Consider the following 26,341-nt stretch of genomic DNA (forward strand, 5'->3'; position numbering starts at 1 on the left):
CTTTCACAAAAAACTTACTCATCTTGTTCCCTGCGCAGGCATTATCCTGATCAGGTCATACGGATCCCACACAACAGTAGCAATACTACCCGTGGTCTCAGCCTTTCGGCACTCCGACAAGAGAGCCGAGTATAGGGCTGATAAATACAAATCACAAGCGGCAGATCAAAAACCAAACTGAGCAACACCGCTCAATACCCGCCAAGTAAGGTTGAGAAAGATGACAACCACAACTGATGGACTAAAGCTGAAATTGCAGACCGAGACTAAACAGGACACTCAACAAGAAACTCCATTTCGCCGTCGCTTGCAGTTGTTGATCTAAAACTTGGTGTTGGTACTGACAAAACACCGTAGCACTCACCTTGAGCAAGGCGAGCGCGGCCAACAGGTACAACCAAGCAAAACTGCTGGCAGCATTCAGCAATAGGTAGCTGGCGAACAGTCCCAAAGCGACCAATATTAATAACAGATGATAATAGCGCGCTCGGCGCTCCCCAAGACGCACCGCCAGAGTCAGCTTTCCAGCCGACAAATCGGGTTTAAAATCGCGAATATTATTGATATTAAGCACCGCCGTCGCCAGTAAACCACTCCCGGCCCCTACCAACCATACTGCAGGATCGAGCTGCTGAGTATGTAAATAATGACTGCCCACCACCCCTAGCAGACCAAAGAACACAAACACACTGAGATCGCCCAAACCGCGATAACCGTAGGGTTTCTCTCCCATGGTGTAGGCAATAGCGGCAACAATCGCCAGAGCCCCCAGACCAATGAAACCAAGCCAGGCCAGCCAATAATCGCCGATGCTCACCCACAACAGCAGCAAACCACTCGCCACCGATAACAAGGCCATTAGCACTATCGCCCGCAACATTTGCGGTGCGCTCAGCAAACCAGCCTGAATCGCCCGCGTCGGTCCCACCCGGGTCTCATCATCGAGGCCCTTCAGCGCATCACCATAGTCATTGGCTAAATTGGATAAAATTTGTAACAACACCGCCGTCAATAACGACAGTACAAATACTGGCCAACTAAACTGCTGCTGTTTCAGCGCCAGACAAGAACCTAAAAGAACCGACGAGCTCGCCAAAGGCAGCGTTCGCAAGCGGGCAGCATGCAACCAGGATTTCACAGTAATACTCAACATAAAAATAACAACTCGGCGCCTATTATTGCTCAGCATCAAAGCAGAACCAAATCTGACTATGATGTTATAAAAAAAACCGCTACATTGAGACGGTCGTCGATAGCAGGAATCGTAAAGGTGCAGCTCTCTTATAATCAATTTAAACTGCTGATGCAGCAACTAAAAAAGGCGCCACAGCATGGTTTTCAGCAAGCCTGCATCCGCTTGCCTAAATTAGATTTATTAGCCTGGTTAAATCAACAGCAACAACATACTCGTGGCTACTGGCGGGATAAACATCAGCAACAAGTGGCTTTTGTCGGTGCCGCAAAATCACTGATTGGTCAGGAACAACTACAAGCTCAGTGTGAACAACTCAACGCCCAAAACAATCAACTGCGATTCTATGGTGGTATTGCCTTTGCGGAACAAGCCGCATCGTGGCCCAGTTTCCCACAACAGCGTTTTATTTTGCCGCGCTTTGAGATCCGAGGCAATGGCGAAGATTTTCAATTCCTCATTAATGCCAATTTTGAACAACAAATCGACTTAGAATATCAACGGATCGAACAAGCTTTTTCATCGCTCCAAGCCACTCAAACCATCGAACCAAACCAGCTCACAGTGCTAAGTCGTCACGACCAGCCCAGTCAAGCCCAATGGCAGCAACTGGTGACACAGGTCACCAGCAGTGAATTTCAGCAGCATACTGCAAAAGTGGTCTTATCTAGGCAGACAAGTCTGAGCTTAAGTGCTGATATTAATGCTTTTTCACTGTTGCAACAATGGCAACAAAAAGAGCCTCAGTGCTATAGCTTCTTATTTCAGTTTGATGGCTTTCACTGCTTTGTTGGCTGTAGCCCCGAGCGCCTGTATTCACGGGAAGGAAGCCAGCTGACCAGTGAAGCCCTAGCCGGAACTGCCCCAAGAGGCGCAACTCCAGAACAAGATTTACAACTTGGACAGGCCTTATTAGATGACGCAAAAAACCAACGAGAAAATCAATTGGTGGCCGATGACTTAAGCTGTCGTCTCGGCGAACTCAGCTTACATGTACAAACCTTGGCCGAGCCAGAGCTCGTCAAGCTAGCTCAGGTGCAACATCTAAAGCGACGGATCATTGCTCAAATCAGTCCCGATTTGGATGATAGTACTCTGTTACATGCCTTGCATCCAACCCCCGCCGTCGGCGGTCTACCGCGCAGTTCGGCGATCCAATATATCTTAAAGCATGAAGGATACGCTCGCGGCTGGTATGCCGGTGCCGTCGGCTGGTTTAGTGGCGCGCAAAGTGAGTTTTCGGTCGCGATCCGTAGCGCCTTGGTCGGTGCTCAACAACTGACTATTTTTGCTGGCGCGGGGATCCTCGCCGGCTCAGATCCTGAGCTAGAATGGCAAGAACTCAACCACAAAATCGCCACCGTATTACAATTAGTCGATGAGGACGCCCTTGAACAAAAGTAACCCCAAAAATATTAATATCGCTTGGGCGGAACTGTTGATTGAAGACTGTCTGCGCCATGGTATTCGCCAGTTTTGTATCGCGCCGGGCTCTCGCTCTACCCCCTTAACCTTGGCCGTCGCTAATCACCCTGGCTGCCAAAGTCTGGTTCACTTTGACGAACGTGGTCTTGGCTTTTTCGCCCTCGGTCTAGCCAAGGCTAGCCGACAAACGGTGGCAATTATCACCACCTCTGGTACTGCCGTCGCAAACTTATATCCGGCGGTAATTGAAGCACGGCAAACCGGCGTGCCACTATTGATCCTCAGTGCCGACCGCCCCCAAGAGTTGCTTGCGGTGGGAGCCAATCAAGCCATTGATCAGCGTAGGATTTTTTCCGACTACCCGATTTACCAAGCCAGTTTAGCCGAACCCAACCTCGCCATGTCACCCAGTAGCATGCTCACGGAACTAGGTCAGGCCTTGGCCATGCAACAACAAACCGCTGGCCCGGTACATCTTAATTGCCCCTATCGAGAACCCTTTTACCCACAGCAGGCGCGACAAGATTTATCCAGCCACCTAGTTGACTTAGCCGTTTGGCACGACAGTGACCAACCCTATTACCAAGTAGTCATCAGCCCTCAGAGCCCCACTTGCTCGGCGGCTTGGTCAAGCTTGGATCGCAACAGCAAAGTGTTAGTGGTAGTTGGTAAACAACTGCCCGAACAGACTCAGGCGATTATCGCTTGGGCTGAGCAACACCATTGGCCAGTGGTAGTCGATTGTCAGAGCCATTGGCAAGTAGTCGATAGCAAAGTCATCACTCAAGCAGACTTATTACTGGCCAACCAGCACTTTGCCACGGCTAATCAACCGGATTTAGTGATCCAGTTTGGCGCGCATCTGGTCGCCAAACGTCTCAGCCAATGGTTGGCCAAGATCTCGACACAGCAGTGGCTAATTGATCCCGCACAGCAGAGACTAAATCCCAAGCATCAACAACAAATTCGCTGGCAGTGCCAGCCCACTACTTGGCTCAAGAGCCATCTGGCGAAGCAGCCAAGTAGTGGCGCTTACTTAGAGCGATGGCTCCAGGCACAGCAACAAATTCAACCCATCGTGCAGCAGCATCTGCAAGACTATTCAGAGCTATCGATCAGTGCTCAAATCAGCGCCTTACAAGCACCTGGCTCAACCCTCTTTATGGGCAATAGTATGGTGATACGGACCTTCGAACTCTTAGGCCAGAGCTGCGCTGCCACAAATTATTTTGCCAACCGCGGAGCCTCGGGCATCGACGGTCTGCTGGCAACCAGTGTCGGAATTAGTCAGGCTTTGGCTGGATCAACCAGCTTAGTGATTGGCGATACCTCGCTACTGCATGACTTGAATTCACTGGCGCTGGCGAGTCGCAACCAACATAAGCTAGTGATCATCTTATTGAATAATCAAGGCGGCGAGATCTTTAGTTTACTGCCTGAACTGGGTGAGCCCGAGCAGCACCAGCAACTGGCCGAGGACTATTACCAATTGCCCCAACAAACCAACTTCGCCGCAGCCGCGCAGTTATTTAACTTGCCCTTCCACAGAGTCTCGAGCAAGCAGCAATTCGAGCAAGCCTTTAAGCAAGCACAGCAACATCAAGGCGCGAGTTTGATTGAGGTTTGTTTTTCCGCCGGTGATGCCAGTCGGCGTTATCAGGCCTTACTCAGCGAGGTCAGTCAACAGCATGCACTTTAGTGTTTATGGACAAAGTCAACATCCCTGCTTGGTGCTGTTACATGGTTTCTTGGGGAATGGCAGCGACTGGCAGGCAGTCATCGCCGAATTAAGCGCTGATTATTACTGCGTCGCCATCGACATTCCTGGTCATGGTTTGAGCGGGCAGCAACGGTTGAAACCGCGCGCAGCATTCAAAGACTTTAGTCATCGCTTGAGCGCCTGCCTCAAACGCCTGAAAGTACGCCAATACCGATTACTCGGTTACAGCCTCGGAGGCCGCTTAGCTTTACATCACGCACTACTCGCTCCCAAAGGCTTGCAGCAGCTGATTATTGAATCGGCTCACCCAGGTTTATGCGACGCTCAAGCTCGCCAACAACGTTTAGTACAGGATCACCGTTGGGCCGACCGTTGCTTAAACGAGCCGCTGGAAGAGCTATTAAACGATTGGTATCAACAGGCGGTGTTTAGCAATTTATCGAGCTTACAACGCCAGCAACTGATACGAAAACGCAGCCACCAAGATCGTCAAGGCCTAGCTGCAACCTTAACCGCCTGTAGTTTAGGTTTACAAGATGACCTCTCAAAGCAGCTAAGACGCTTAAAAATGCCGCTCGATTTTATCGGCGGAAGTTTAGACCATAACTACCAGCGCCTAGCCAAGCAGCTACAGCAAGATTATCCGCAACAGCATTGGCATCACATTGCCAATGCTGGGCACAATTGCCACTTTGAACAACCGGCGCTGTTTTCCCAACAACTCACTCAGTGTCTTAAAAATATATAAGAGAAAAACATGACTACAATTGAACGCACCCCAGTAAATTGGCAAAACGTCAACCATGACTACCAAGATATTTACTACCATAAATCGAAATACGGTATCGCCAAAATCACCATTAATCGTCCGCAGGTTCGCAATGCTTTTCGACCGTTAACGGTGCAAGAGATGATGCATGCTTTGCACGATGCGCGAATTGATCCTGAAGTCGGGGTGATTATTTTAACTGGTGAAGGAGAGCTCGCCTTCTGCTCTGGTGGTGACCAATCGGTACGGGGGGATTATGGCGGTTATCAAGACGATCAGGGCACTCATCATCTGAATGTTCTCGATTTTCAACGACAAATTCGGACCTGTCCCAAGCCCGTGGTCGCGATGGTAGCTGGTTATGCTGTTGGTGGCGGTCATGTCTTACACATGATGTGCGACCTAACCATTGCCGCCGATAATGCTAAGTTTGGCCAAACTGGGCCTAAAGTTGGCTCCTTCGATGGTGGCTGGGGAGCCAGCTACATGGCACGCATCGTCGGTCAGAAAAAAGCCCGCGAAATTTGGTTTCTCTGTCGAATGTATGATGCCCAAGAGGCGCTCGACATGGGCTTGGTCAACACCGTGGTGCCCTACGCTCAATTGGAAGCCGAAACCGTACAGTGGTGTCGTGAAATGCTGCAAAACAGCCCAATGGCGCTACGTTGCCTGAAAGCCGCATTGAATGCCGACTGTGATGGACAAGCAGGCCTGCAAGAGCTCGCGGGTAATGCCACCATGCTATTTTATATGACCGAAGAAGGCCAAGAAGGACGCAACGCCTTTAACGAGAAGCGCCCTCCGGAATTCAATAAATTTAAAAGGAACCCTTAGGCAAATAACAAATTAATCATCTAATATTAGTAAGTTAACTTGCTGTGATTAATTTAAGGGATGAAAATGTCTTTCATCCCGCCTGCGAATAAGGAACTCGGTATGCTCTGTAATTGGCAAAGCGCAAAGATCTCTCGCTATACTCTGCAACTTCGTCACCCAATTAACCTTGGTCCACAGCAAATCAGCCAACGGCAAGGTCTCTATCTGGACGTCTGTTTTAACGATGGACGAAGAGGTCGTGGGGAAGTTGCCCCGCTGCCGGGCTTTAGCGAAGAAACGCTCGACCAAGCAGAGCAACAACTACTGGATTATTTACAGGGCCATAGTATTCGCAAGTTCTATCCCAGTGTCGCCTTTGCCATCGACTGCTGTGTCGCGGGTATGCCCCCAGAAGTACCGATCAAGGTCGCGTACCCCCTATTAGACGGTGACTTCGCCCAGTGCCAGCAAACCTTAGACCAGAGTCATGCAACTTTAGCCAAACTCAAAGTGGCTCGTAACTCCCCTAAAAGTGATCTAGAGCTAATTACCCAATTGCAACAACATTATCCTCAACTGCGTTTACGTTTAGATGCCAATCAAAGTTGGCTCTGGAACCAAGCAATTTATGTATTAGAAAATATCGATTTAAATCGTATTGATTACATCGAAGAACCGCTTGTCAACAGCCAACAGTGCGCGATGCTCGCCAAGCGAACCCAAGTCGGAATAGCTCTAGATGAAACCCTACAAGATAGCAGTTATCGCTACCACTACTTCGACGGTTTACGCAGCTTAGTACTCAAGCCGAGTCTAATCGGAACATGGCATCGCTGTACCAGCTTAATTGATCAAGCGCATGCCGACCAGGTTAGCTGTGTACTCAGCTCAGCCTACGAAAGTGAAATAGGTTTACAATGGATCCAGAACATGGCGAAAGACTTTACTCCCGAGCAAGCGCCAGGACTGGACACACTTAAAGCATTTAGCGACCAAACCATTCAACTTGAGCTGATCCAACAACTTCAAAATAACCACTAATTCGCTCAGCGGTGACCCTAAATAAATCAATAACGGCACCGCCAGCTCAACTTTTGAGCAGCCAATTCATAGCATCTTGCCGCGTTTTCGATGAAACCCCAGATCTCATTCAAGCATCGCTCATCACTTAAAAAGCGTTTTCTAGAGCCTTGTCACACTCTCACTACGTTTGTGAATAAACGTCATAAGCGTACAAAAAAGCGTCATTGGTTGTTTACCAATATCGACTTAGGCTGATTGCTGAGGAGTGCCTTATTGGGATGACCTCTACACCCTACAACTAGAGCAGATTGGCCGAACGATGTAATTCTCGCCAGGCACAATCGCCCTAAATAAAAACATAATAAAACAAGCTATCAAGCAAGGAGCCATATATGAAAAAGCTGATCATGTTAATCTGTACAGCCGTATTAGCCCTATCCACACCAGCCTTTGCCAAAACCGTAAAAATCGGTTTAGCCATCGATGATTTACGTCTAGAGCGCTGGCAGAAAGACCGCGATTTTTTTGTTGAGAAAGCTGAGGCGCTTGGTGCCAAAGTATTCGTACAGTCTTCAAATAGCAACGAGACTGCACAAATATCTCAAATTGAAAACATGATTTCTCGCGGTGTCGATGTATTAGTAATTATCCCTTACAACGGCAAGGTTTTGTCGAATGTTATCGCTGAAGCAAAATCTGAGGGCATTAAAGTGCTCGCCTATGACCGCTTAATCAATAATGCAGACATCGATTTTTATCTATCTTTTGACAATGAAAAAGTAGGTGAATTACAGGCCAAAGCGTTGATCCAACATAAAGCCAATGGCAACTTCTTTTTGATGGGAGGCTCACCTGTCGACAACAACGCGAAATTATTCCGCCAAGGACAAATGAATATCCTGCAACCGCTGATCGACAAAGGCGATATTAAAGTGGTTGGCGATCAATGGGTCGATGGCTGGCTCGCTGAAAACGCATTAAAAATCATGGAAAATGCACTCACCGCCAATAACAACAATATCGATGTTGTTGTTGCCTCCAACGACTCCACCGCTGGTGGTGCAATTCAAGCGCTTGAAGCGCAAGGTTTAGCCGGAAAAGTCTTTATTTCCGGTCAAGATGCCGACTTAGCAGCAACTCGTCGGGTCCTTGCTGGCACGCAAACCATGACGATTTACAAACCCATTAAGCTATTAGCCACCACCGCAGCCGAATTAGCGGTTGAAATGGGCGAAGGCAAAATGCCCAAAGCCAACTCGAGCTTAAACAACGGCACCAAAGATGTGCCCGCTTACTTGTTAACTCCGATCCCCGTAGACAAAGACAACATCGACAGCACGATTCTTGCCGATGGTTTCCACACCAAAGCAGACGTTTACCAATAACCTTCTGATCATCCAGCGGTATTGAAAGGCGGGGCCTTCCCCGCCTTTTGAGGAGCACTTATGAGTCAAACCAGCTTATTAACAATGTCTAACATTGTTAAGAAATTTTCCGGCGTGGTGGCCTTAAATGGAGTCAATTTTAATCTTGAGCGCGGTGAGGTGGTATCACTTTGCGGCGAAAACGGTTCGGGTAAATCAACCTTAATGAAGGTGCTCACCGGGGTGCACCCCTACGGATCTTATCAAGGTCAAATCCATTACAAAGGCCAACCCTTAATTTCACACAATGTCAGAGATAGTGAGGAAAAAGGCATTGCGATTATTCACCAAGAACTCACCTTGGTGAAAGAACTATCGATCTTGGAGAACATTTTTCTGGGCGCCGAGCTCAGCCATTATGGCGTGCTGGATCACAGCGCAATGTTTCAGCAAACCAAAGCCCTGTTGCAACGGGTGAACTTAGATATTTCGCCGGATACACCGATCCGCGAGTTAGGCGTCGGCCAGCAACAACTAGTGGAAATAGCCAAGGCCTTATCCAAACAAGCCGAAGTTTTGGTCTTAGATGAACCCAGCGCCCCACTCACCGAGTCGGAAACTCGGATACTGTTAGACATCGTCAAACAGCTGCGCAGTGAAGGCGTTAGCTGTGTGTATATTTCTCACAAGCTCACCGAAGTCAAAGAAATCTCTGACCGCATCTGCATTATTCGCGATGGTGAGCATATTGGGACTCAGTCAGCCAAACAAATGAGCACCGACGATATTATCAGCATGATGGTTGGCCGCGAACTCAAACAACTGTTCCCTCGGGAAGAACATCCGATCGGTGACGTGGTATTAAAAGTTGGGCCAGTGAATGCCAAGCTCACCAAAGGCTCGCCCTTAAAGCAAGTGGACCAAGTCAATTTTAGCCTACATAAGGGCGAAATATTAGCGGTCGCCGGTTTAGTGGGGTCGGGCCGCACCGAACTGATGCAATGCTTGTTTGGTTCCTATGCGGGCATTTATCAATGTCCGATCGAACTAGACGGTCAGCCAATTAAGATCCGTCATAATCGGGATGCTCTCAAATATGGCATTGCCATGGTACCTGAAGATCGCAAGCGTCACGGGATTGTTCCGATCATGGGCGTTGGCCATAACATTACCTTGGCAGGATTAAATATGTTTACTGGCCCCGCTCAAGCCTTAAACGAATCGGCGGAACAGGCCTCAATAGACCAATCCATCGCACGACTCAAAGTCAAAACCGCTTCTGCCGACTTGGCGATTAAAAGCCTTAGTGGCGGTAATCAGCAAAAAGCAATTTTGGCGAAGTTTCTGCTACTAAAACCGCGTATTTTAATTCTCGATGAACCAACACGAGGGATCGATGTGGGGGCTAAATATGAGATCTATAAACTTATTTTTCAGCTTGTTAAACAAGGAATTAGCATCATTATGGTGTCTTCAGAATTACCCGAAGTATTAGGGATCAGTGACCGAGTCTTGGTGATGCACGAAGGTAAATTAAAAGGCCTATTAGACAATCAAAACCTGAGCCAGGAAATGGTGATGGATTGTGCATTGGCCGAGGAGTAAAACATGTCTAGTCAAGAAACCACCATCACCCCCCCTGCAGTCAAGGGCAACTTGATGGATAAACTGAAAAAAATGCAGCTACAGGTATTAGTAATGTTTGCCGCTATTGCTTTGATCATGCTGTTTTTCTATTTTGCTACTGACGGTAGTTACCTCACCCCTCGTAATATTTCAAACCTGTTACGACAAACTGCAATTACAGGGATCCTCGCCATCGGTATGGTCTTTGTCATCATTTCTGCTGAGATTGATTTATCGGTCGGCTCAATGATGGGGCTACTCGGCGGCGCTGCTGCAATTATGGATGTATGGTGGCAACTGCCCTTGCCTCTCACCATTGTTCTCACCTTATGTGCTGGCTTACTGCTCGGGCTTTGGAATGGCTGGTGGGTTGCCTATCGCAGAGTGCCTTCTTTCATCGTCACTCTCGCCGGTTTATTGGCCTTTCGAGGTATTCTGATCGGTATTACTGGTGGCAGTACCGTGGCGCCCACCAGCCCCAGTATGGCGATTATTGGCCAAAGCTATCTCCCCGATCTGTTTTCGCTAATGACCACTGTTGGCGCATTGATCGTATTCTTTGCCTGGCAAGGCAAACGACGTAAAAACCGTAGTGCCCACCAGCTAGATAACAGTCCCATTGCCGGGGATATACTGAAATTTGGTTTTATCGCAATTTTTGCCTTAGCGGCAATATTGTTGCTCAACGATTATCGCGGCGTCCCCACCCCGGTACTACTATTGGTAGTTTTGATGTTTATCGCCGCATTCATGGCCAAAAAAACCGCTTTTGGACGGCGTATTTATGCCATTGGCGGTAATCTCGAAGCCAGCCGCCTATCAGGGATCAATGTAGAAAAAACTAAACTCAGTGTATTTGCCATTAATGGTTTATTAGTTGGGGTCGCAGGTTTAATTTTGGCCTCCCGCTTAGGCGCGGGTTCCCCCTCGGCGGGTAATATCGCCGAACTGGATGCAATTGCCGCCTGTGTGATTGGCGGTACCAGCTTAGCGGGTGGGGTCGGTACCGTATTCGGAGCTGTTTTAGGCGCCTTTATCATGGCCAGTCTGGACAACGGAATGAGCATGATGGATGTACCGACCTATTGGCAATCGATCATTAAGGGCAGTATTTTGCTACTCGCAGTATGGATGGATGTTGCCAGTAAAAAACGCGCTTAAAACAGCACGCTGTGCAAGCCGACAATGATCGCACACCAGGCTGCTTAATTGTTGGACTGAGCTGATTTAAGGTCGTAAAAGCAAAAGCAATTACGACCTTTTTCCTTGGCTTTATACATCGCGGCATCAGCATTTCGGATCAACATTTCGGCATTAATGCCATCACCCGGATAAATACTGATGCCAACACTGGCGTACACCGGATGAACCTGAGTATCCAAATATATTTCTTCGGCTAAACGACTTAAAACCTTATTCACCACCGACGATGCATCCTGATGCTGGTCTATCGAAGTCAATGCGAGCATAAACTCATCTCCCGCAAAACGAGCCACCGAATCTTCCGCTCGAATGGTGTCTCGCACCACCTGCGCAACTTGCTGCAATAATTGATCACCCGCAGCATGACCAAAACTATCATTCACCTGTTTAAAATCATCTAAATCAATAAACACGACTGCCAATTGAGTCTCACTAAGTTGTGCTTGACGCATCGAGGCATTTAACTGCTCCAAGAACAGCGCTCGATTTGGCAGGCCAGTCAAACCGTCGTGACTGGCGAGATGACGTAGATTAGTCTCATTGTCTTTCAGTATTTTAATCTGCAGGTTAATTTGCTGCGACATGGCATAGAAACTATTCGCAAGTAAACCAATCTCATCATTACGGTCGCTTGGTAATAAACGCTGATCCAACGACTGGCCCGCAGAAAAATCTTTCACTGCCGCCACCATATTACGGATCGGCATCGACAAAATCCGAGCAAACAACAGTGAGGTCAATAATCCCAATAGGCTCAAACCCAAACACACCTTAATCATTGAACCAGCCAAGACATCCATAATCGCACTCAAGCTTGGTAAAGGGCTAGCCAAACCCAATACCGCCATTTTTTGATTGGTGATAGAACCATAAAACAACGCAGTAAATGATACCGCCCGTTGGTAATTCACGCCAACAGAGGAGGGCAATACATAGGTCAGCGGTTGATGGTTACTAAATAACGCTTCCATTTCGGGAAAATCTTGTTGAATTAAATAGCGGTGGCCAAAATGAAAACCAAACTGCTTATCAGAATCTGGATTCACTAAATAATCACCGTGCTGATTACTCAGATAAATATCAACACCTTTTGGTAAATCCGCCTGTAATAAACTAAACAATTGGGTCAAACTTACATTAATCACCACCAAACCGAGCGTCTGACCATCAACATACACTGGCGAAGCAACCTTTAAAGTTGGATGATGCAAATCCACTTCCAAGCCCTGCTCGGTATGAATTTCAATATCCGATAGATAAACTTCATCCGGACTAAGCCGCAACGTTCGAAAAACATAAGGATAATGAGCTTTTTCTTCTAACTCAGAAGGGCTGCGAGAAACCACACCAGAACTTAAACGGTCCACCCGAATCAACTCTCGACCAAAGTCGGCGGCACCAATAAAACGGATCTGAAAATAAGAAGAGTTTAACTTCAGTTTTTGGGTAAATATTGAATTCAGTTGCTCGGCAAATTCAGCGGGTTGAAGCGTACTAAAATAACCGACGGTCTGTGGTATAGCACTCAAAAAACGTGCATCTTTGGCAATTTCATCGATGGTTCGACTAAACTCACGGGTTAATATTTGAGTGGTTGTGGCTAGTTCTCGTTCGGCGCTTTGGCTGAGCAAACCGCGGCTTTCGTGATAACTGATGGTCGCCGTCACGATCGAGGCTAAGATCCCAAACATTGAAAACCATAAGCCAAGACGAAGTGAGATGGAATTACTCATGGTCATTCCATCGTGGCCATATTTTTGCCACTTAGAATAAGCTGCCAAACTTGACTACGACGTTGCTGATCCTCTACCGCTTGTAGCCAGATAATTTTATCTTCGGTAACACTTCGCGGATCTTGTACAATCGTATTCGCCAGCCCTTGGCGCTGAGTTAAACGCTCACTCACCCAAGGCTCTAAAGTGTAATTAATCCATTGATGGGCTAACTCTGAGTTTTTCATGCCTGCCGAAAGAACCCAACAATCAAGCCAGGCTAAGGCTCCTTCTCTTGGGATCACGTAACCAACCTGAGCGCCAGCATCGGTGAGCATTTTGACCTGCTGCGCGCCATAGTTAGCAAACATCAGCGCTATATTTTCCTGAGTAAAATAATCTAGCGCCTCCTCGGGGGAAGCATAAAAGGTCAATACATTCCGTCGCAAAGCCACTAAACGTTCGGTGGCTTGCCTGAATTGCGTCTCATCCAATTGAAACGGATTAGCAACCCCCTCGACCATCGCCGCCAAAGAGTAATTATGCGAACTGCCGTTATAAGCCAAAATTTGAGCACGATAACGGGGATCCCATAATACCTGCCAACTAGTAGGAGGCTGTTTAAACATGGCTAAATTATAAATAAGCCCCATTTCAGAGTAGGTATAAGGTACCGCATACACGGCATCGCCGCGAGTCGCTCCCGGGATCGATTGCAATGCCTTAAAGCGAGACCGTTGATGAAGCACATTCGGCAGTAGTTTTGGATTGAGCGGCTGGGTCAAATTAGCGTTGATGTAACGCTGCAATTCGGCGCTATTCACCGCAAATACATCAAAATCAGCCCCCTGCTGATGACCGATCCGTAGCCACATATCATCATCGTTAGTCACATAACTAACTTTAACTTTTACTTGATAGCGTTTCTCGAACACGGTCACAATATCGCTGTCAGCATAACCGGGCCAAGCCAGTACCCGCAAATCGACCTGCTCTGCAACCGCTGGCAAAATAGCTAACCAAGCAACCAGCAAACCTGCTGATATAACTCGCAACATTCCTTGTTCCTTGATGTTTACTTAGAGCTAAGCTATAAAACGTAAAATAACAATAGAGTGATTAAGTATACGAATAATGTCCATAATGTGAATTAAAAGTTAAGCGCATTCAACAAACCATCGCTATAAAGCTTAGCTTACTCTTCAGCGCTTATACAAAATCCATGTGTGAACGATTGATTGCTACAAGAAAAATGAATATTAGAGTTCAGTTTGGGTTAACGCTTGACCCAGTGATTCAAAATAAGCCAGTAGCGCAACGCCAATCCGCTGCAGATGTTCGGAATCTGGGTAAGCCCCTGCTTGAGCAAGCTCACTTTGCTTGGTTCCACTCACCAAATAGGCATTTTTGAGTTCCTCGCGACTTTGCACCCAAGCTTCGAAAGCACGAGCCATCATCTCCGTTGGCAGACTAAAATAACTTTGCTTAAACTGCCTATCTAAGGCCAGCGAACGTCGCACATAAGAGTTTAGATCTTGTCCATCTGAGCTTAATAGAGCCACAGCAAACAAGCGGTTGAGGCGTTGATTCAATGGATGCTGGCGTTGCCGATCATCAGACAACCAGCGACTTGAAGCAAAATCATGGATAGCCGCGGGCTCAACAAATAACTTATCGGCCATATAATGATCGAAGGCATGCCACCATTCATGGGCCAAAGCACCTGCCCCTGCATTTTTTGCTAAGGCAAGGGTTCGTGAATTGAGTGCGTAATGGGCTTGCGCTAAACGCTGCCCGCCATGCCCAAAGGCCAAGTTTAAATGACCGCGTAACCCCAAGGCCTGAGGCGGCAAATTTAATAGAAAAGCAAGATCAGCCAAAGCATCAAATAATAAGTTTGCGGCCAGCACCTTTTCTTGCGCAGTCACCCAAGCGCCAATGCTTAAGCCCGCAAAACCAAAAGTATTTTTAATGTCAGCAAAATCCACTTCATCACCATGACGGTAATCGGGCCCTCGCCGATAGTAATCACGATATAAACCTGATTGACCCGGTTCCGACTTATCCAAACTCAGATCCTAGCGAACGACTGATCTGAATTTTACCATCCACAAAGTCGATGAAATGGTGAATACTGGGTAATGCATCTTGCTGATGGTGCGTCACATACACCAGATGACTCAGTTGATATTTTGCGACTCGCTCAAGGGCATTCAGCACCAAACGACGCTGTAAAAAATCTAAGCCTTGGCATGGTTCATCAAGTAATAACAAAGCGGGGCCTTTCACTAAGGCTCTAGCAATCAGCAGTAGCCGTTGTTGTCCGTAGGATAAAGATTTAAAACCACAGTTAGCCAGCTCAGTTAAACCAAATAGTTCCAACCACAACTTGGCTTGTTGTCGTTCCAGCTCCGAAACTTGTTGATAGATACCGATGGAATCATAAAGACCTGACAACACCACTTCCAGAGCACTGCAGTTAACCCGATACTGCAAATGTAAACTCGAGGAAACCATGCCAATTTGCCGTTTAATTTCCCAAATGCTTTCGCCACTTCCCCGAGAATAACCCAAGACTTCAATTTGATTACTATAACACTGGGGATGGTCGCCAAAGATCAGGTTAAGTAAAGTGCTCTTACCACAGCCATTCGGCCCCCGAATTTGCCAATGCTGACCTGCTTCAATACTCCAAGTTAGGCTCTCAAATAGCGTTTCACCGGCATAGGCCACTTGCCCATCGCGGATCGAAAACAAGGGACCCGATGGCGGCGATTGGCACTGTTGGCGTAAACCTTCAACAATCGCGAATGACTGCCGCTCAGCCTGTTGCTCTAACAAACGACGCTCTGGGTGCTCGCGCCATTGCTCGATGGTGAGTTGTTGACTCAAAGCCTGATCGTCGAGCACCGCAACATGACTGATCGCCGCAGGTAGCTCTTCGTCACGCGAACTAATCAGCATCAGTTGGCTCTGCTGGGCAAGCGAGGCCAGTAAATCCAGTAACTGTTGTTGGTGCGCCAGATCTAAACCGGCAAAGGGTTCATCGAGCACCAATAACTGCGGCTGGCGAAGTAAGGCCAAGGCCAGCATCACTCGGCGAGTTTCTCCCGTAGAGAGCAGCTTAAAACCACGCGCCAACAAACCACTTAAATCACACTGTTCGATCACTGCTTGTCGTTGCGCTGGCTCATGGTTAACCCGCAGCAATAATTCAGCCACACTATGTCCGGGGTCGAATTGGTCACTAAAATCGCTGTCATCTTCGGCTAACTCGCGCTCTAACAATGCTTGTTGCTGCTCTAGGGAGACCAAAGCCACTCGCTCCGGCGCACCGCAACACTCGCCAGCTTGAGCAATTAATTCACCATTGAACCACGCCCCCAACAAAGATTTACCACTGCCACTGTGGCCTAAAATGGCCCAGTGCTCAGTTGCTGCTATCGACCAATGTTTGATTGCTAAACGCCGCTCACCGGCGAGCAGTACCAAGTCTTGTATGATCATCGAAATACTTCCTAGAGCCTTAGGGGATACTTGTTGGAGATGAAACACGATTCATCCCTGGCCGCAATAGCATAAATTAAACGTCCCTTATCTTCATCTAAATCCCTCATGACGATTGGTCAACACTGGCATTTCACTGCCCACTACGACCAATCTAGCCGAGACATAAAGTCAGCTTAAGAAGCCCTTTTATTGCCATATTCAGCATAATTTGAAAATCCTTACCCACTTGTCAGCGGACTAAATTTGAAGACCTTGAATTATTTATTGGGTTTCTCAGGTCTGATAGGGCAGAACAAATATAATTGGACGCCTCTATACCGTGACTCAAGCATCAAATCATAAACCCTCCACACCCTATGTCTCTCCCGGTATGCCCGCCTTAGATATGAGTGGCAAAGCCACCTCATTCTTTGAGTTTTGGCCAACTTGGGCAGTCTACATTCCAGTCGTGGTACAGTGCTTACTGTTAAGCCTACGGCATCGCTCGCTCACTTTACCACTACTCGCCAACCCCAAGTTGCCGTTAGCGGGCATGGTTGGTGTTGGCAAGAGTGAATTACTCTGTCAAGCGCAAGGACACTGCGAACAAGCCGTGCTGCGTTGGTTAAAAGTGACTCGCAGTGGCGCACCACTAGAACGCCAAGTTGAAGACTTAATATCCTTAATGGCGCAACGTGACTTGCAATTTCCCTTGGTTGGAAAACCCGATATCGGCTGTCGAGGTGCAGGAGTCAAGTTACTGCACAACACCAAACAATTACGCGAATGTTTAGCCAGCTACCCACTCAATGCCGTGATGTTGCTCCAAAAACTGGCCAGTTATGAAGCGGAAGCGGGCGTGTTTTTTGTTCGTCACCCTGAACAAGCCGAGGGGAAAATTATCTCATTGGCACTCAAGTACACCCCCTATGTACTCGGCGATGGAACCAGTACCTTAAGGCAACTCATTCAAGCTGATCCCCGCGCCAGCCAATTACAGCACCTATATCTATCTCGTCACCAAGACAAATTAGATGAAGTGCTCCGCCTCGACCAACCTTATAAGCTGGTATTCTCTGCCAGCCACTGTCGTGGCGCTATTTTCCGCGATGCTCAGCATCTGATCACGCCACAACTGAATGCTGCAATCAATCGGATCATGGCTGATCTACCAGAGTTTTATTACGGCCGCATGGATATAAAATTTGCCGATATAGAGCAGTTACAACAGGGCAAAAACTTAGAAATAGTGGAGATCAATAGCGCCAGTTCTGAATCACTACATATTTGGGATCGCAATACCTCTTTTCGAGAAGCAATCCGCTCATTGCTGTTTCAATATAAAACCCTGTTCGAACTCGGCGCTGCAAATCGTAAACGAGGCTATCAACCACCAAAATTTAAAGAACTGCTGGTTCGCTGGAAACACGAGCGCGAACTAAGCGCTAGCTACCCAGAAACAGACTAAGGAGCAGTCCATGCAAAAATTCGATAACCCATTTAAGCTAAAGCTGCGTCCCCAATGGCTGGCACGCATCCTTGAGCAGGTACTGGCTCTTTCGCCCTTGGCCAAGCACTATGCAAGTCGGCCACGGCACGCCGATAAGCAGCACATCGCCGCTACGTTTTTACGTCATACTATGCGCAGCCTGGATTTCTCATTATTGGTCAACAATCCTGAAATCTTTCAAACTATCCCGCAACAAGGCCCACTATTGATTGTGGCGAATCATCCTTTAGGCGGTTTAGAAGGCGTCGCGATGAGTGAGCAACTGCTACAAGTGAGGCCAGACTTAAAGGTGCTCACCAATCAACTATTGGCCAATATTCCCGAGTTTAACCAGCTATTCATTGGGGTGGATGTATTATCAAAAAATGCTACCAAAGCTAACGCCAAAGGGATCAGAGCGGCTTGCCAGCACCTCGCCAAGGGCGGCGCGCTGATGATTTATCCTGCGGGCATGGTCTCGGCCATCAATACCGACACCGGCAAAATTGAAGACCGTCAATGGCATACTTTGGTTGGTCGTTTGGCGCTGCGTTATCAGGCGACGGTACTACCCTGTTTTGTCTCAGGCCGCAACTCGAAGCTGTTTTATTTAGCCGGCCTCGTACATCGTCGACTCAGAACTCTATTGCTGCCCCGAGAACTGGTGAATAAACGTGGCCGTGAATTTACCCTGCAGCTAGGTCAAACGATTGCCCCTAAGGACTATCAAGACTTAGCCGATGAGCAAGCCGTGACTGATTATTTTCGAGTCGCCACCGACCTACTGAGTTTATCGCCACTCACCACTCCCAAGCTGGTGTCGAAATATCCCCCGCTACACTTGGTTGAAAGCCTGCCCCATGGCCGCCAACAATTACGTCAGCAATTACAAGCGCTCGAAGATTGCATGTTACTCGAACGACGCAACTTTGCAGTCTATTGTGCCCCATACTCACGATTAGGCCCGATGATGGATGAAATAGCTCTCGCCAGAGAAGTCACCTTCAGAGCCGCTGGCGAAGGCACCGGAAAACCACTCGATAGTGATCAGTTTGACCCTCACTACCTGCACCTGTTTGTTTGGGATAAACAAGCCAATTGCTTAGTTGGCGGTTATCGTTTAGGTCAAGCCAATGAGATTGTGAAACAACATGGCATTAAAGCCTTATATAGCCGCTCTCTGTATGATTTTGAACCACAATATCTGCAACGCATGGGTGACTGTCTGGAGATGGGGCGGTCGTTTGTGGTTCCTAAGTATCAACGCCATCCGCGGGCTCTCGACTTGCTTTGGCAGGGGATTGGTCACTATGTTGCCAAACATCCGCAATATCACACCTTATTTGGCTGTGTCAGTATCTCTCAAGAGCATTCTGAGCTCGCCCAAGCTTTTATATCTGACTCTATGATTTCTGCCTTTCGGGCTGAACAACGTTACTTAAATGACGTCAAGCCAATGGTGCCTCTCAAGGTTAAAGGCAAGGTATGGACTACCAAGGTACTCGCATCCTTAAGTAATATCGCCATCTTAAACAAACTGATTGGGCAATGCGAACCGGGGAAATCGATCCCAATTTTATTACGTCATTATTTAGCGCTAAACGGTCGTTTTGTTTGTTTCTCGGTGAACAACCGCTTCAATCAATCACTCGATGGGTTAATTATTGTTGATCTTAGAAAGACCCCTCAGAAATATTTACGGCGTTATCTCGGTCAAACGGGTAGTGAAATATTTTTAACTAAATGGAGACATAATGAAGCCGCTGCATAAGGCAACCATCGGGGCATTGCAACAAGTACAACACTTAGTCGAAGCCAGTGATAGACAACGCTACAATCAACCCTCACGACACAGTGAATCTGGGATAGGACGCCATGTGCGACATATTTTGGACCACTTTTTAGCACTACAACAAGGTATTAAACAAGGCTGTATCGACTACAATCAGCGTCATCGCGACAGTCAGTTAGAACAGGACCCAATGATTGCATTACAACTCATTCACCAACTGAACCATTGGTTTTCGGTAAGCGAGACTACGCTCGCAGACGCGCCCATTCGAGTTGAATCTGAAATTTCCAGTGTGCAGCAGTGTAGCCAGCAATTTGACAGCAGCATCGACCGAGAACTTTGTTATCTAATTAATCATACGGTGCACCATGTCGCCTACGCCAAGCTGGTAGCTAAAGAACTCGGGCTGCTGGTAAATGCCAAAATTGGGATAGCACCAAGTACCGCCAGTTATCTGCGTCAGCAGGCCAATTAAATGTGTACTTTAAGCCTGATACGCCTGCCACAGCAGCTAGTCATCACCATGAATCGTGATGAGGCAAGAACTCGTCATGAAGCCGGACTCATCCAGCACAGCATATGCAACACTCAGCTCTTATATCCACGCGATGCTCAAGCGGGTGGCAGCTGGTTTGGAGTGAACAATCATGGGGTAACGCTGGCCTTACTCAATCGTTATCAAGATCCACAGCACAGCGATGCGCCAAGCCGCGGAACCATCATTCCACAGGCGCTCAATGTTGGCGCAGCCGAAGCACTTGAAGAACATTTAACCAACCAAGATTACCGTGACTATAATCCTTTCGATTTATTGATGATGTCACCACACTTATGTCAACACTACCGCTGGAATGGCCAACAACTCAGCACCAGTCCAGTCACTCAAAAAGCGCTGCTATTCAGTTCTTCGGCGCTAGATACCAAGCGGATTATCGCCAAGCGCCAACAGTACTTTGCGCAATGGTGGCAAAGTCAGGAGGAAAATCTCAAACAGAATGCAGAACAGTTGGCCAACGGTGTACTGCAAGCCGTTCACCTCCAACAAGGCAAGCAGCCGAATGAATCCGTATTAATGGATCGCCAAGATGCTCACAGCAAAAGCATATGCCAAGTGGTCCTCGGTAGGAAAAATCTTAATTTTAACTACTACCCCGAAAACAGTTTAGCGCACTGGCGCAACCAAGCGGCAAATCCAAAAAGAGACTGGCAGTCATTGCATAGACAGCAGCGCCAGTTAATCCGCCTTACCCCCAGTCAATGAGAGAGGAACCATGATGAAAAAGCTCCTATTTAGTTTGCTACTACTATCTGGCACCAGCTACGCCGCCGATGCTATTTATACGCCTTGGTATAACAATTTAGCAATTAAAGGCTACGACAGCGTCGCCTACTTCACCGACAATGCGCCGATAGAAGGCAGCAAGCAATACCAATATCAGTGGCAGGGTGCGATCTGGCAATTTAGTAATGCCGAACATCTCGCCATGTTTAAGGCGCAACCGGAAAAATATGCCCCACAGTATGGCGGCTATTGCGCCTATGCCGTCGCCAACAATAGCACCGCCAGTATTGAGCCAGAGCAATTCACCGTGAACCAAGGTAAGCTCTATCTCAATTACGATGCCGAAATACAAAAAAAATGGCTCGCGCAACGCGATAACTATATTGCAGACGCCGATAAAAACTGGCCCAGTGTACTGAAATGATACAGCGCTACAGCAAGTTAGTGAATGGCCTCAGCCCTTGGCAAATAGCCATCTTAGCGGCACTGGGATACGGCGCTTGGGCCGCTTTGGTTAATCGGGAATATGGGCCAGTTGTCAGCTTAAGAGCCGGACTGGTACAAGGCAGCTACGCGTTTGTTTCAACGGCCTTGATTAGTTATGTCGCTCGAGCAGTATTGCAACGCTGGGGGTATCACCAGCACATCCGTTACTTAGCAATGCTGCTAAGTTGGTTGGTAATGCTGAGCATTCCCAGCCTGTTACACCTGTGGCAACATACCCCAAATTGGCAGCAAGCGATGCTACCCGGCGTATTATTCGGAAGCCTCTATTTATGGAGCTACTGCCAACAGCTGCAACCAAGCAAATCATGACTCAAAGGGATTTTAATCCTCAGCGAAGTAATGTCTTAAAAGTATTTCACATCAAATAAATCACGGATTTCAGAAGTGAGGGGCATGAGGCTTGGCGAAGTCTCAAAATGCCAAAGCGAGCCCCATCAACGACCATGGTTTAAAGCTTCAACGGAACATCTATCCGCTGATTTCGCCTGCAATAGCCAGTGATCTATCACTGCCCTCTCAGCACCTCGTAGAAAATTGAAACACGCTCTACAACATGTCTTGGCAACACTATCGTTGTTTCACCATGAAGTACTGACAGCCCGTTTTGGGGTAACCTTCTTGCACCCACTACACTTGATAATCCTGCGGTTTATAAAAGGGCATGGCTTGAAAATCTAGTGAGTGCAAGAAGCACTTAAGACAAGCCCGAAATTTCCCCACTTGCTCTACTTTATTTAAAATTTGACGACCAATATCTTGACCGGGTAATGCTTCACAAACCCCTAGCGTATCCAATAACAAGCAATCACCAAAAGAGCGAGTGATCGCACCAGCAATCACCTCACCGGTATTACTTTTCAGTTGAACCACGAGCGGAATTCTTTCGGTAATTTCCCAATTGGCGAGTTAAAGTCCTTGATTTGTTTATCGAGATAATCAATCGGCTGTTGAGTAGGATTGTCTAATACTTCAATGTTTATTTAAACTCCGTAATGCTCAGTAGGACTGACGACATGCCAAGCTTGGCTGCTTTCAGGCCTTTCATTGTTTGCTGAAGGTGCTGACATTTCTAGTGCTATCGTGAGTGACTCACGCTAAGCACGCTCATCTTCGATGATGACTCTGATGTTGAGAGCCGCTAGTTGCAGCTAATCTTGTCACTAAAAAAGATGCCCTTAAACAGGGTTTCTCTTGGCTTCCCAGCATTACTCAGGGCGATGTGGTTTGTGCTGTGACTCATTTTGTGGCTTAGGTTGGAGCTCGGCTTGCGATTGGATGCTTTTACCTTTTACTTGCTGATGCTGGTATGCCTGTAAGCGTTTCACCTTATCAGCCAAAGTATTGGTCCAAGCGATATACAATAAAACAAACAAGGCAAGCATGCTCAGTACATCAAGCGAAGAGACCAACGAGGACTGTACCAAGGGATTGGTAAATATCATATTAAGCAAATCAATCAAGGCAAGGCCAGACAATAGCAAACGGCCGTGAATACTGCCGTAGCGTAAGGAGTAAGCAGCCAATAAACTGAACAATAATACAACTAAGGTCAATTCAAAATTGAGTGGAAAAATCCATAGCTTCGGGCCTGATTCAGCCTCCGTAAGTACTCCACTGAAAACCGCAACAAGCCACGCCAATAATGCGCAACCCACATAAGCGTTAATCGTCCATTTCATCATTCGAGTATGAGTCATATACAACCTCGCAAATGAGCTATCCAAAACAATGCACAGCGATATGTTTACTATGGATATTTGCAAACAACATCGACTCAGTCACTCACTAAATCAAGTACCGCACGATTACGCCCTTGGTGTTTGGCATCGTATAAACAATCGTCGGCCATCTGGAGTATCTCGTTGTTATCATCAACCGACATCGAGCTCAGCAATACCCCGCCTAAACTAATCGTCAACACTGGACTCACTTGCGAATCCTGATGCTCAACTTGAAGAGCCGCCACCTGTTCTACGATTCGCCTGGCCATCAAAGGTAGTTCATCTTGATTCACGTCGGTTAACAGCAACGCAAATTCCTCACCACCGACTCGCGCAACACAATCTTCGCTACGCTGAACCACCGAAGTTAAAGCCTTCGCCACCAATTTTAAAGCTTCGTCCCCCTGCAAATGCCCATAGCGATCGTTATAAGCCTTGAAATAGTCGAGGTCTGCCATCATCACGGCAAGCTTAGACTTGTGACGACGAGCACTCGCAATTGCTCGAGTAAGTTCACGCTTAAAGGGGCGGCGATTCAGTAAGCCGGTTAGCTCATCGGTTTCGGCTAATACCAATAAGCGTTGATTTGCTTGTAGTAATTCAGACTGCAATCGCACCAGTGCCAGCTCTTTCTTTTCTTTGATCAGCAAACTAGTAATCGCGGTCGCAAATTGGCTCAACAGCGTTACCTGATGATCATGCCATATCGATCGATAATTCAGACTCGCACAGCTCAGCAAACCAAAAGTCTGCTTGCCATCGTGTAAAGGAAAACCAGCAAAAGACTTAATACCACGCTCGCGCAACAAATCATATTCAGGCTCCGCCTGTTGCTTAACCGTTTCAATATCATTCACGGTAAAGGGTGTCGCATCGCGCAAATATGCATTCAGCAATCTCAATGGCTCTAAATCAATCGGATCGAGTCGGACCTCTTGCTCAAAAAGCGTCCAAACATTTCGATAAACCGCCAACGGGCCTTCAAAAGTAAAGATACAGACCCGTTCCACCGCAAATAAACGACCAATGATAGCAAGCGCACGTTGTAATAACTCATCCGTGGAGCCTTGAGTAAGAAAGGACAGTGATATCTCGGATAACAGTTTATTGGCTTCGGTTTGCCAATTCAGCAAAGCCGTTCGCTGTTCAACGGTAGCTTCCAGCTCCTCTCGATGTTGATGTAACTGTAATTCGGCAGCTAAACGCGCATCCAACCCCCGCTGAAAACGATGTTGCAATTGCCGCATTGAACTCGCAACCAAGCCAATTTCATCGTTACGTTGCAATAGCTGATCTGGCAATTGCACGATTTGCTGCTGCTTGGTGAAAATTTGATCCGCCACCTTGGCTAAACGGTGTAGGTCGTGAGTGACCAGACGCGTCACCAATAGCAGAATAATAAGAGTCATCAACAACGTCTTAAAGCCGTTAGTCAGAAAGATAACCAAAGCTTGATTTACAATATCACGTTTCACCACCGATAAGTCTAAACCGACACTTAATTGACCAAGGTTTTGCTGTTGATAAACCAAGGGATAAACGTAAATTTTCTCACTCAGCTCAGCCACACCGATAGCAATATTCAGCTCATCGTTAACTTCTAACTTAAGCATTCCCACATATTGTTGTTTGAGCAAAGCCTGCAGCAAATCATCAACCAAGTTGTAGTCGATATACCATAAGGCTTGTTCAAGTGCGGTAATATTGGCCTGGTTATACTCATCAACGCTTTGTTCGATGTGTCTTACCGCACCAGTGAAATGAAACGCTAACTGCACCACAACCGAGACCAACGCAAACACCGTGCTAGCACCAACAATCAGCAACACCATTTTTTTAGCAATTGGAGATCGCGATTTCAACAAGGCTTTTAGCATGGCATCCTCAATGGACAAACTCGAGTGTTAGCTTATTATGCTCATCCAAAAATAGTCGTTCAAAGGCGATCCCAGACCAGTCTTGCGCTTTGAGCTGTTGATAAAATTCTGTATTTGGTTGTACTAGTCTGAACATCGGTAGCGTCACATTTGACGGCAGTGCGTAACCCAGATAGTGCAGATGAATTAGGCGTAAACCCCAACCTGCAGCCATAAAGTGTCCTCCCCCGAGCGCGCTGAGTTGTCCCTGCTCTCTTAATTTGAGTGCTTCTAGTGAAACATTCACGCTACTTAAAAAAATATCTTTTCCAGCGCTTTTACCAATGTCTTGTATCGCTTGCAAACTGCCAAAAGCCATATGATCATTGGCCGTCCAAATATATTTGAGTTGGGGATATCGACGCAGCAAAGATTTGCTTTGTTGATAACTGCGAGCCTGTTCCCAATCACCATATATCACTGGTTTCACGCTTAAATTAGTTTGCTGATGAAAAAAGCTAAGAGCGCCCGCTTCCCTTTCCTTGGAGGCCGGAGTGGCTCGATCACCGGATATCAGCACCACTCCGCCAGGCTGCCCGCCCGCTTGCTGATACATCGCTTTAGCCGTTTGTTCGCCAATCCAATAATTATTCGGCACCAAACGGCTAATAATATACTGTTGCCAATGCGTATTTAGCGCATATTTTGAGCGCAGCACTGCTTCTAAATCGTTGAGTAATATCAATACATAAACTGGCTGCTCTTCCAACAAATGAAGCATTCGTGGCAAGCTTTGTTTCTCGTTAACCAACATCAAGTAATCGGGCAATTGCTGTTGCTGAATCATCTTCTCGAGATACTTAATCATTGAATACTGCTCACGTTTCGCGTGGAAAATTGTCAATTTTAAATCTAAACGTTGTGCCGCCGCGAGGGCAAACAAATCGACGTGTGCCCAAAAATTCTCCGTCGGCTTACCTGGATTAAGAAACACCACCGAAGGTTGCGCAAATACGCAAGCACTCAAAAAAATAAAGATTAAAGCGATGACTTTAAGCAAAGTCTAAACCTAGGAAAATAATCACTATCTAAAACTATAAACCACCTGACAAATTTAGCTTCTTTAGTTAGCATTCAGCCCTGTATTTACCGAACGAAAGCCAACCTTAGCGAACAAAAACCACAGCTAGAGCAGCGGCACCAATTCAATGGCTCATGATATGACAAACCATGAGTGATAAAGCCCTATGCTCAGGTCTATTTTTAGATCAAACAAAACCCGGTTCGTCGAAACCAAAACAGCCATGATACTTTGACCAAGCAGGTGGTTCGATGAAGCACGGCGCTCTGGCCAG

Annotated in this window: 23 protein-coding genes and 1 riboswitch; of the genes, 14 read left to right on the forward strand and 9 right to left on the reverse strand. The window is 47.2% G+C overall.

Annotation, left to right across the window (positions count from 1 at the left end):
- Positions 1-10: 10 nt before the first annotated feature.
- A riboswitch (TPP riboswitch) is annotated at positions 11-126 on the reverse strand.
- 115 nt (positions 127-241) lie between these two features.
- Positions 242-1,153, reverse strand: coding sequence for a 1,4-dihydroxy-2-naphthoate polyprenyltransferase (locus ACRRS0_RS21545; RefSeq protein WP_432455546.1), 912 nt, complete (start codon positions 1,151-1,153; stop codon positions 242-244).
- Positions 1,154-1,270: 117 nt separating this feature from the next.
- Between ACRRS0_RS21545 and ACRRS0_RS21550 the strand changes: the two genes are divergently transcribed.
- From ACRRS0_RS21550 to ACRRS0_RS21585, 8 genes are all read left to right on the forward strand, one after another.
- Entirely contained in the window at positions 1,271-2,596 is a 1,326-nt protein-coding gene (locus ACRRS0_RS21550) for an isochorismate synthase (protein WP_432455545.1), read from the forward strand.
- Positions 2,583-4,316: a 2-succinyl-5-enolpyruvyl-6-hydroxy-3-cyclohexene-1-carboxylic-acid synthase gene (gene menD, locus ACRRS0_RS21555; protein WP_432455544.1), complete on the forward strand. Its 1,734-nt coding sequence runs from the start codon at positions 2,583-2,585 to the stop codon at positions 4,314-4,316. Before ACRRS0_RS21550 ends, menD begins: the two co-directional genes overlap by 14 nt.
- On the forward strand, positions 4,306-5,085 hold the full coding sequence (gene menH, locus ACRRS0_RS21560; protein WP_432455543.1) for a 2-succinyl-6-hydroxy-2,4-cyclohexadiene-1-carboxylate synthase: 780 nt from the start codon (positions 4,306-4,308) through the stop codon (positions 5,083-5,085). The genes menD and menH overlap by 11 nt, the downstream gene beginning before the upstream one ends.
- Before the next feature lie 9 nt (positions 5,086-5,094).
- Entirely contained in the window at positions 5,095-5,940 is an 846-nt protein-coding gene (gene menB, locus ACRRS0_RS21565) for a 1,4-dihydroxy-2-naphthoyl-CoA synthase (RefSeq protein WP_432455542.1), read from the forward strand.
- Between the two features lie 66 nt (positions 5,941-6,006).
- A complete protein-coding gene (gene menC, locus ACRRS0_RS21570; RefSeq protein ID WP_432455541.1) occupies positions 6,007-6,963 on the forward strand; it encodes an o-succinylbenzoate synthase in 957 nt (318 codons plus the stop codon).
- A 374-nt stretch (positions 6,964-7,337) separates the two neighbouring features.
- The gene (xylF, locus tag ACRRS0_RS21575; RefSeq protein WP_432455540.1) at positions 7,338-8,330 is read left to right on the forward strand and encodes a D-xylose ABC transporter substrate-binding protein; all 993 of its coding nucleotides are present in this window, start codon (positions 7,338-7,340) and stop codon (positions 8,328-8,330) included.
- A gap of 60 nt (positions 8,331-8,390) precedes the next feature.
- Complete coding sequence (locus ACRRS0_RS21580) at positions 8,391-9,914, forward strand: xylose ABC transporter ATP-binding protein (protein WP_432455539.1); 1,524 nt, start codon at positions 8,391-8,393, stop codon at positions 9,912-9,914.
- Between the two features lie 3 nt (positions 9,915-9,917).
- Positions 9,918-11,096 (forward strand): sugar ABC transporter permease, encoded by a 1,179-nt coding sequence (locus ACRRS0_RS21585; RefSeq protein WP_432455538.1) that lies wholly within the window; start codon positions 9,918-9,920, stop codon positions 11,094-11,096.
- 44 nt (positions 11,097-11,140) lie between these two features.
- Here ACRRS0_RS21585 and ACRRS0_RS21590 read toward each other — a convergent pair whose 3' ends face one another.
- The 4 genes from ACRRS0_RS21590 to modF all read right to left on the reverse strand — a co-directional run bounded on the left by ACRRS0_RS21590 (position 11,141) and on the right by modF (position 16,357).
- Entirely contained in the window at positions 11,141-12,871 is a 1,731-nt protein-coding gene (locus tag ACRRS0_RS21590) for a diguanylate cyclase domain-containing protein (protein WP_432455537.1), read from the reverse strand.
- 2 nt (positions 12,872-12,873) lie between these two features.
- Positions 12,874-13,908, reverse strand: coding sequence for an extracellular solute-binding protein (locus ACRRS0_RS21595; protein WP_432455536.1), 1,035 nt, complete (start codon positions 13,906-13,908; stop codon positions 12,874-12,876).
- Positions 13,909-14,109: 201 nt separating this feature from the next.
- Positions 14,110-14,919 (reverse strand): CLCA_X family protein, encoded by an 810-nt coding sequence (locus ACRRS0_RS21600; RefSeq protein ID WP_432455535.1) that lies wholly within the window; start codon positions 14,917-14,919, stop codon positions 14,110-14,112.
- On the reverse strand, positions 14,912-16,357 hold the full coding sequence (modF, locus tag ACRRS0_RS21605) for a molybdate ABC transporter ATP-binding protein ModF (RefSeq protein ID WP_432455534.1): 1,446 nt from the start codon (positions 16,355-16,357) through the stop codon (positions 14,912-14,914). Before modF ends, ACRRS0_RS21600 begins: the two co-directional genes overlap by 8 nt.
- 322 nt (positions 16,358-16,679) lie before the next feature.
- Here modF and ACRRS0_RS21610 point away from each other — a divergent pair, with 322 nt between their 5' ends.
- From ACRRS0_RS21610 to ACRRS0_RS21635, 6 genes are read left to right on the forward strand one after another with little or no spacing between them, the layout of a single operon-like run.
- Positions 16,680-17,807 carry a D-alanine--D-alanine ligase gene (locus ACRRS0_RS21610; RefSeq protein ID WP_432455533.1) on the forward strand — a complete coding sequence of 376 codons (1,128 nt, stop codon included), beginning with the start codon at positions 16,680-16,682 and terminating at the stop codon, positions 17,805-17,807.
- A gap of 10 nt (positions 17,808-17,817) precedes the next feature.
- A complete protein-coding gene (locus tag ACRRS0_RS21615) occupies positions 17,818-19,599 on the forward strand; it encodes a lysophospholipid acyltransferase family protein (RefSeq protein WP_432455532.1) in 1,782 nt (593 codons plus the stop codon).
- Positions 19,583-20,095, forward strand: a complete 513-nt coding sequence (locus tag ACRRS0_RS21620; protein WP_432455531.1) for a hypothetical protein — start codon at positions 19,583-19,585, stop codon at positions 20,093-20,095. Before ACRRS0_RS21615 ends, ACRRS0_RS21620 begins: the two co-directional genes overlap by 17 nt.
- Positions 20,096-20,881 carry an NRDE family protein gene (locus ACRRS0_RS21625; protein ID WP_432455530.1) on the forward strand — a complete coding sequence of 262 codons (786 nt, stop codon included), beginning with the start codon at positions 20,096-20,098 and terminating at the stop codon, positions 20,879-20,881.
- A 10-nt stretch (positions 20,882-20,891) separates the two neighbouring features.
- Positions 20,892-21,326: a YHS domain-containing (seleno)protein gene (locus ACRRS0_RS21630; RefSeq protein ID WP_432455529.1), complete on the forward strand. Its 435-nt coding sequence runs from the start codon at positions 20,892-20,894 to the stop codon at positions 21,324-21,326.
- Positions 21,323-21,718, forward strand: coding sequence for a hypothetical protein (locus ACRRS0_RS21635; RefSeq protein ID WP_432455528.1), 396 nt, complete (start codon positions 21,323-21,325; stop codon positions 21,716-21,718). Before ACRRS0_RS21630 ends, ACRRS0_RS21635 begins: the two co-directional genes overlap by 4 nt.
- A 318-nt stretch (positions 21,719-22,036) precedes the next feature.
- Here ACRRS0_RS21635 and ACRRS0_RS21640 read toward each other — a convergent pair whose 3' ends face one another.
- From ACRRS0_RS21640 to ACRRS0_RS21655, 4 genes are all read right to left on the reverse strand, one after another.
- A complete protein-coding gene (locus ACRRS0_RS21640) occupies positions 22,037-22,279 on the reverse strand; it encodes a GNAT family N-acetyltransferase (RefSeq protein WP_432455527.1) in 243 nt (80 codons plus the stop codon).
- Positions 22,280-22,614: 335 nt separating this feature from the next.
- The gene (locus tag ACRRS0_RS21645; RefSeq protein WP_432455526.1) at positions 22,615-23,106 is read right to left on the reverse strand and encodes a hypothetical protein; all 492 of its coding nucleotides are present in this window, start codon (positions 23,104-23,106) and stop codon (positions 22,615-22,617) included.
- Positions 23,107-23,183: 77 nt separating this feature from the next.
- Positions 23,184-25,007, reverse strand: coding sequence for a diguanylate cyclase domain-containing protein (locus tag ACRRS0_RS21650; RefSeq protein ID WP_432455525.1), 1,824 nt, complete (start codon positions 25,005-25,007; stop codon positions 23,184-23,186).
- Between the two features lie 7 nt (positions 25,008-25,014).
- Complete coding sequence (locus ACRRS0_RS21655; protein ID WP_432455524.1) at positions 25,015-26,046, reverse strand: ABC transporter substrate-binding protein; 1,032 nt, start codon at positions 26,044-26,046, stop codon at positions 25,015-25,017.
- Positions 26,047-26,341: the final 295 nt, after the last annotated feature.

Source organism: Agarivorans sp. QJM3NY_29 (genome assembly GCF_050870835.2).
GTDB lineage: Bacteria > Pseudomonadota > Gammaproteobacteria > Enterobacterales > Celerinatantimonadaceae > Agarivorans.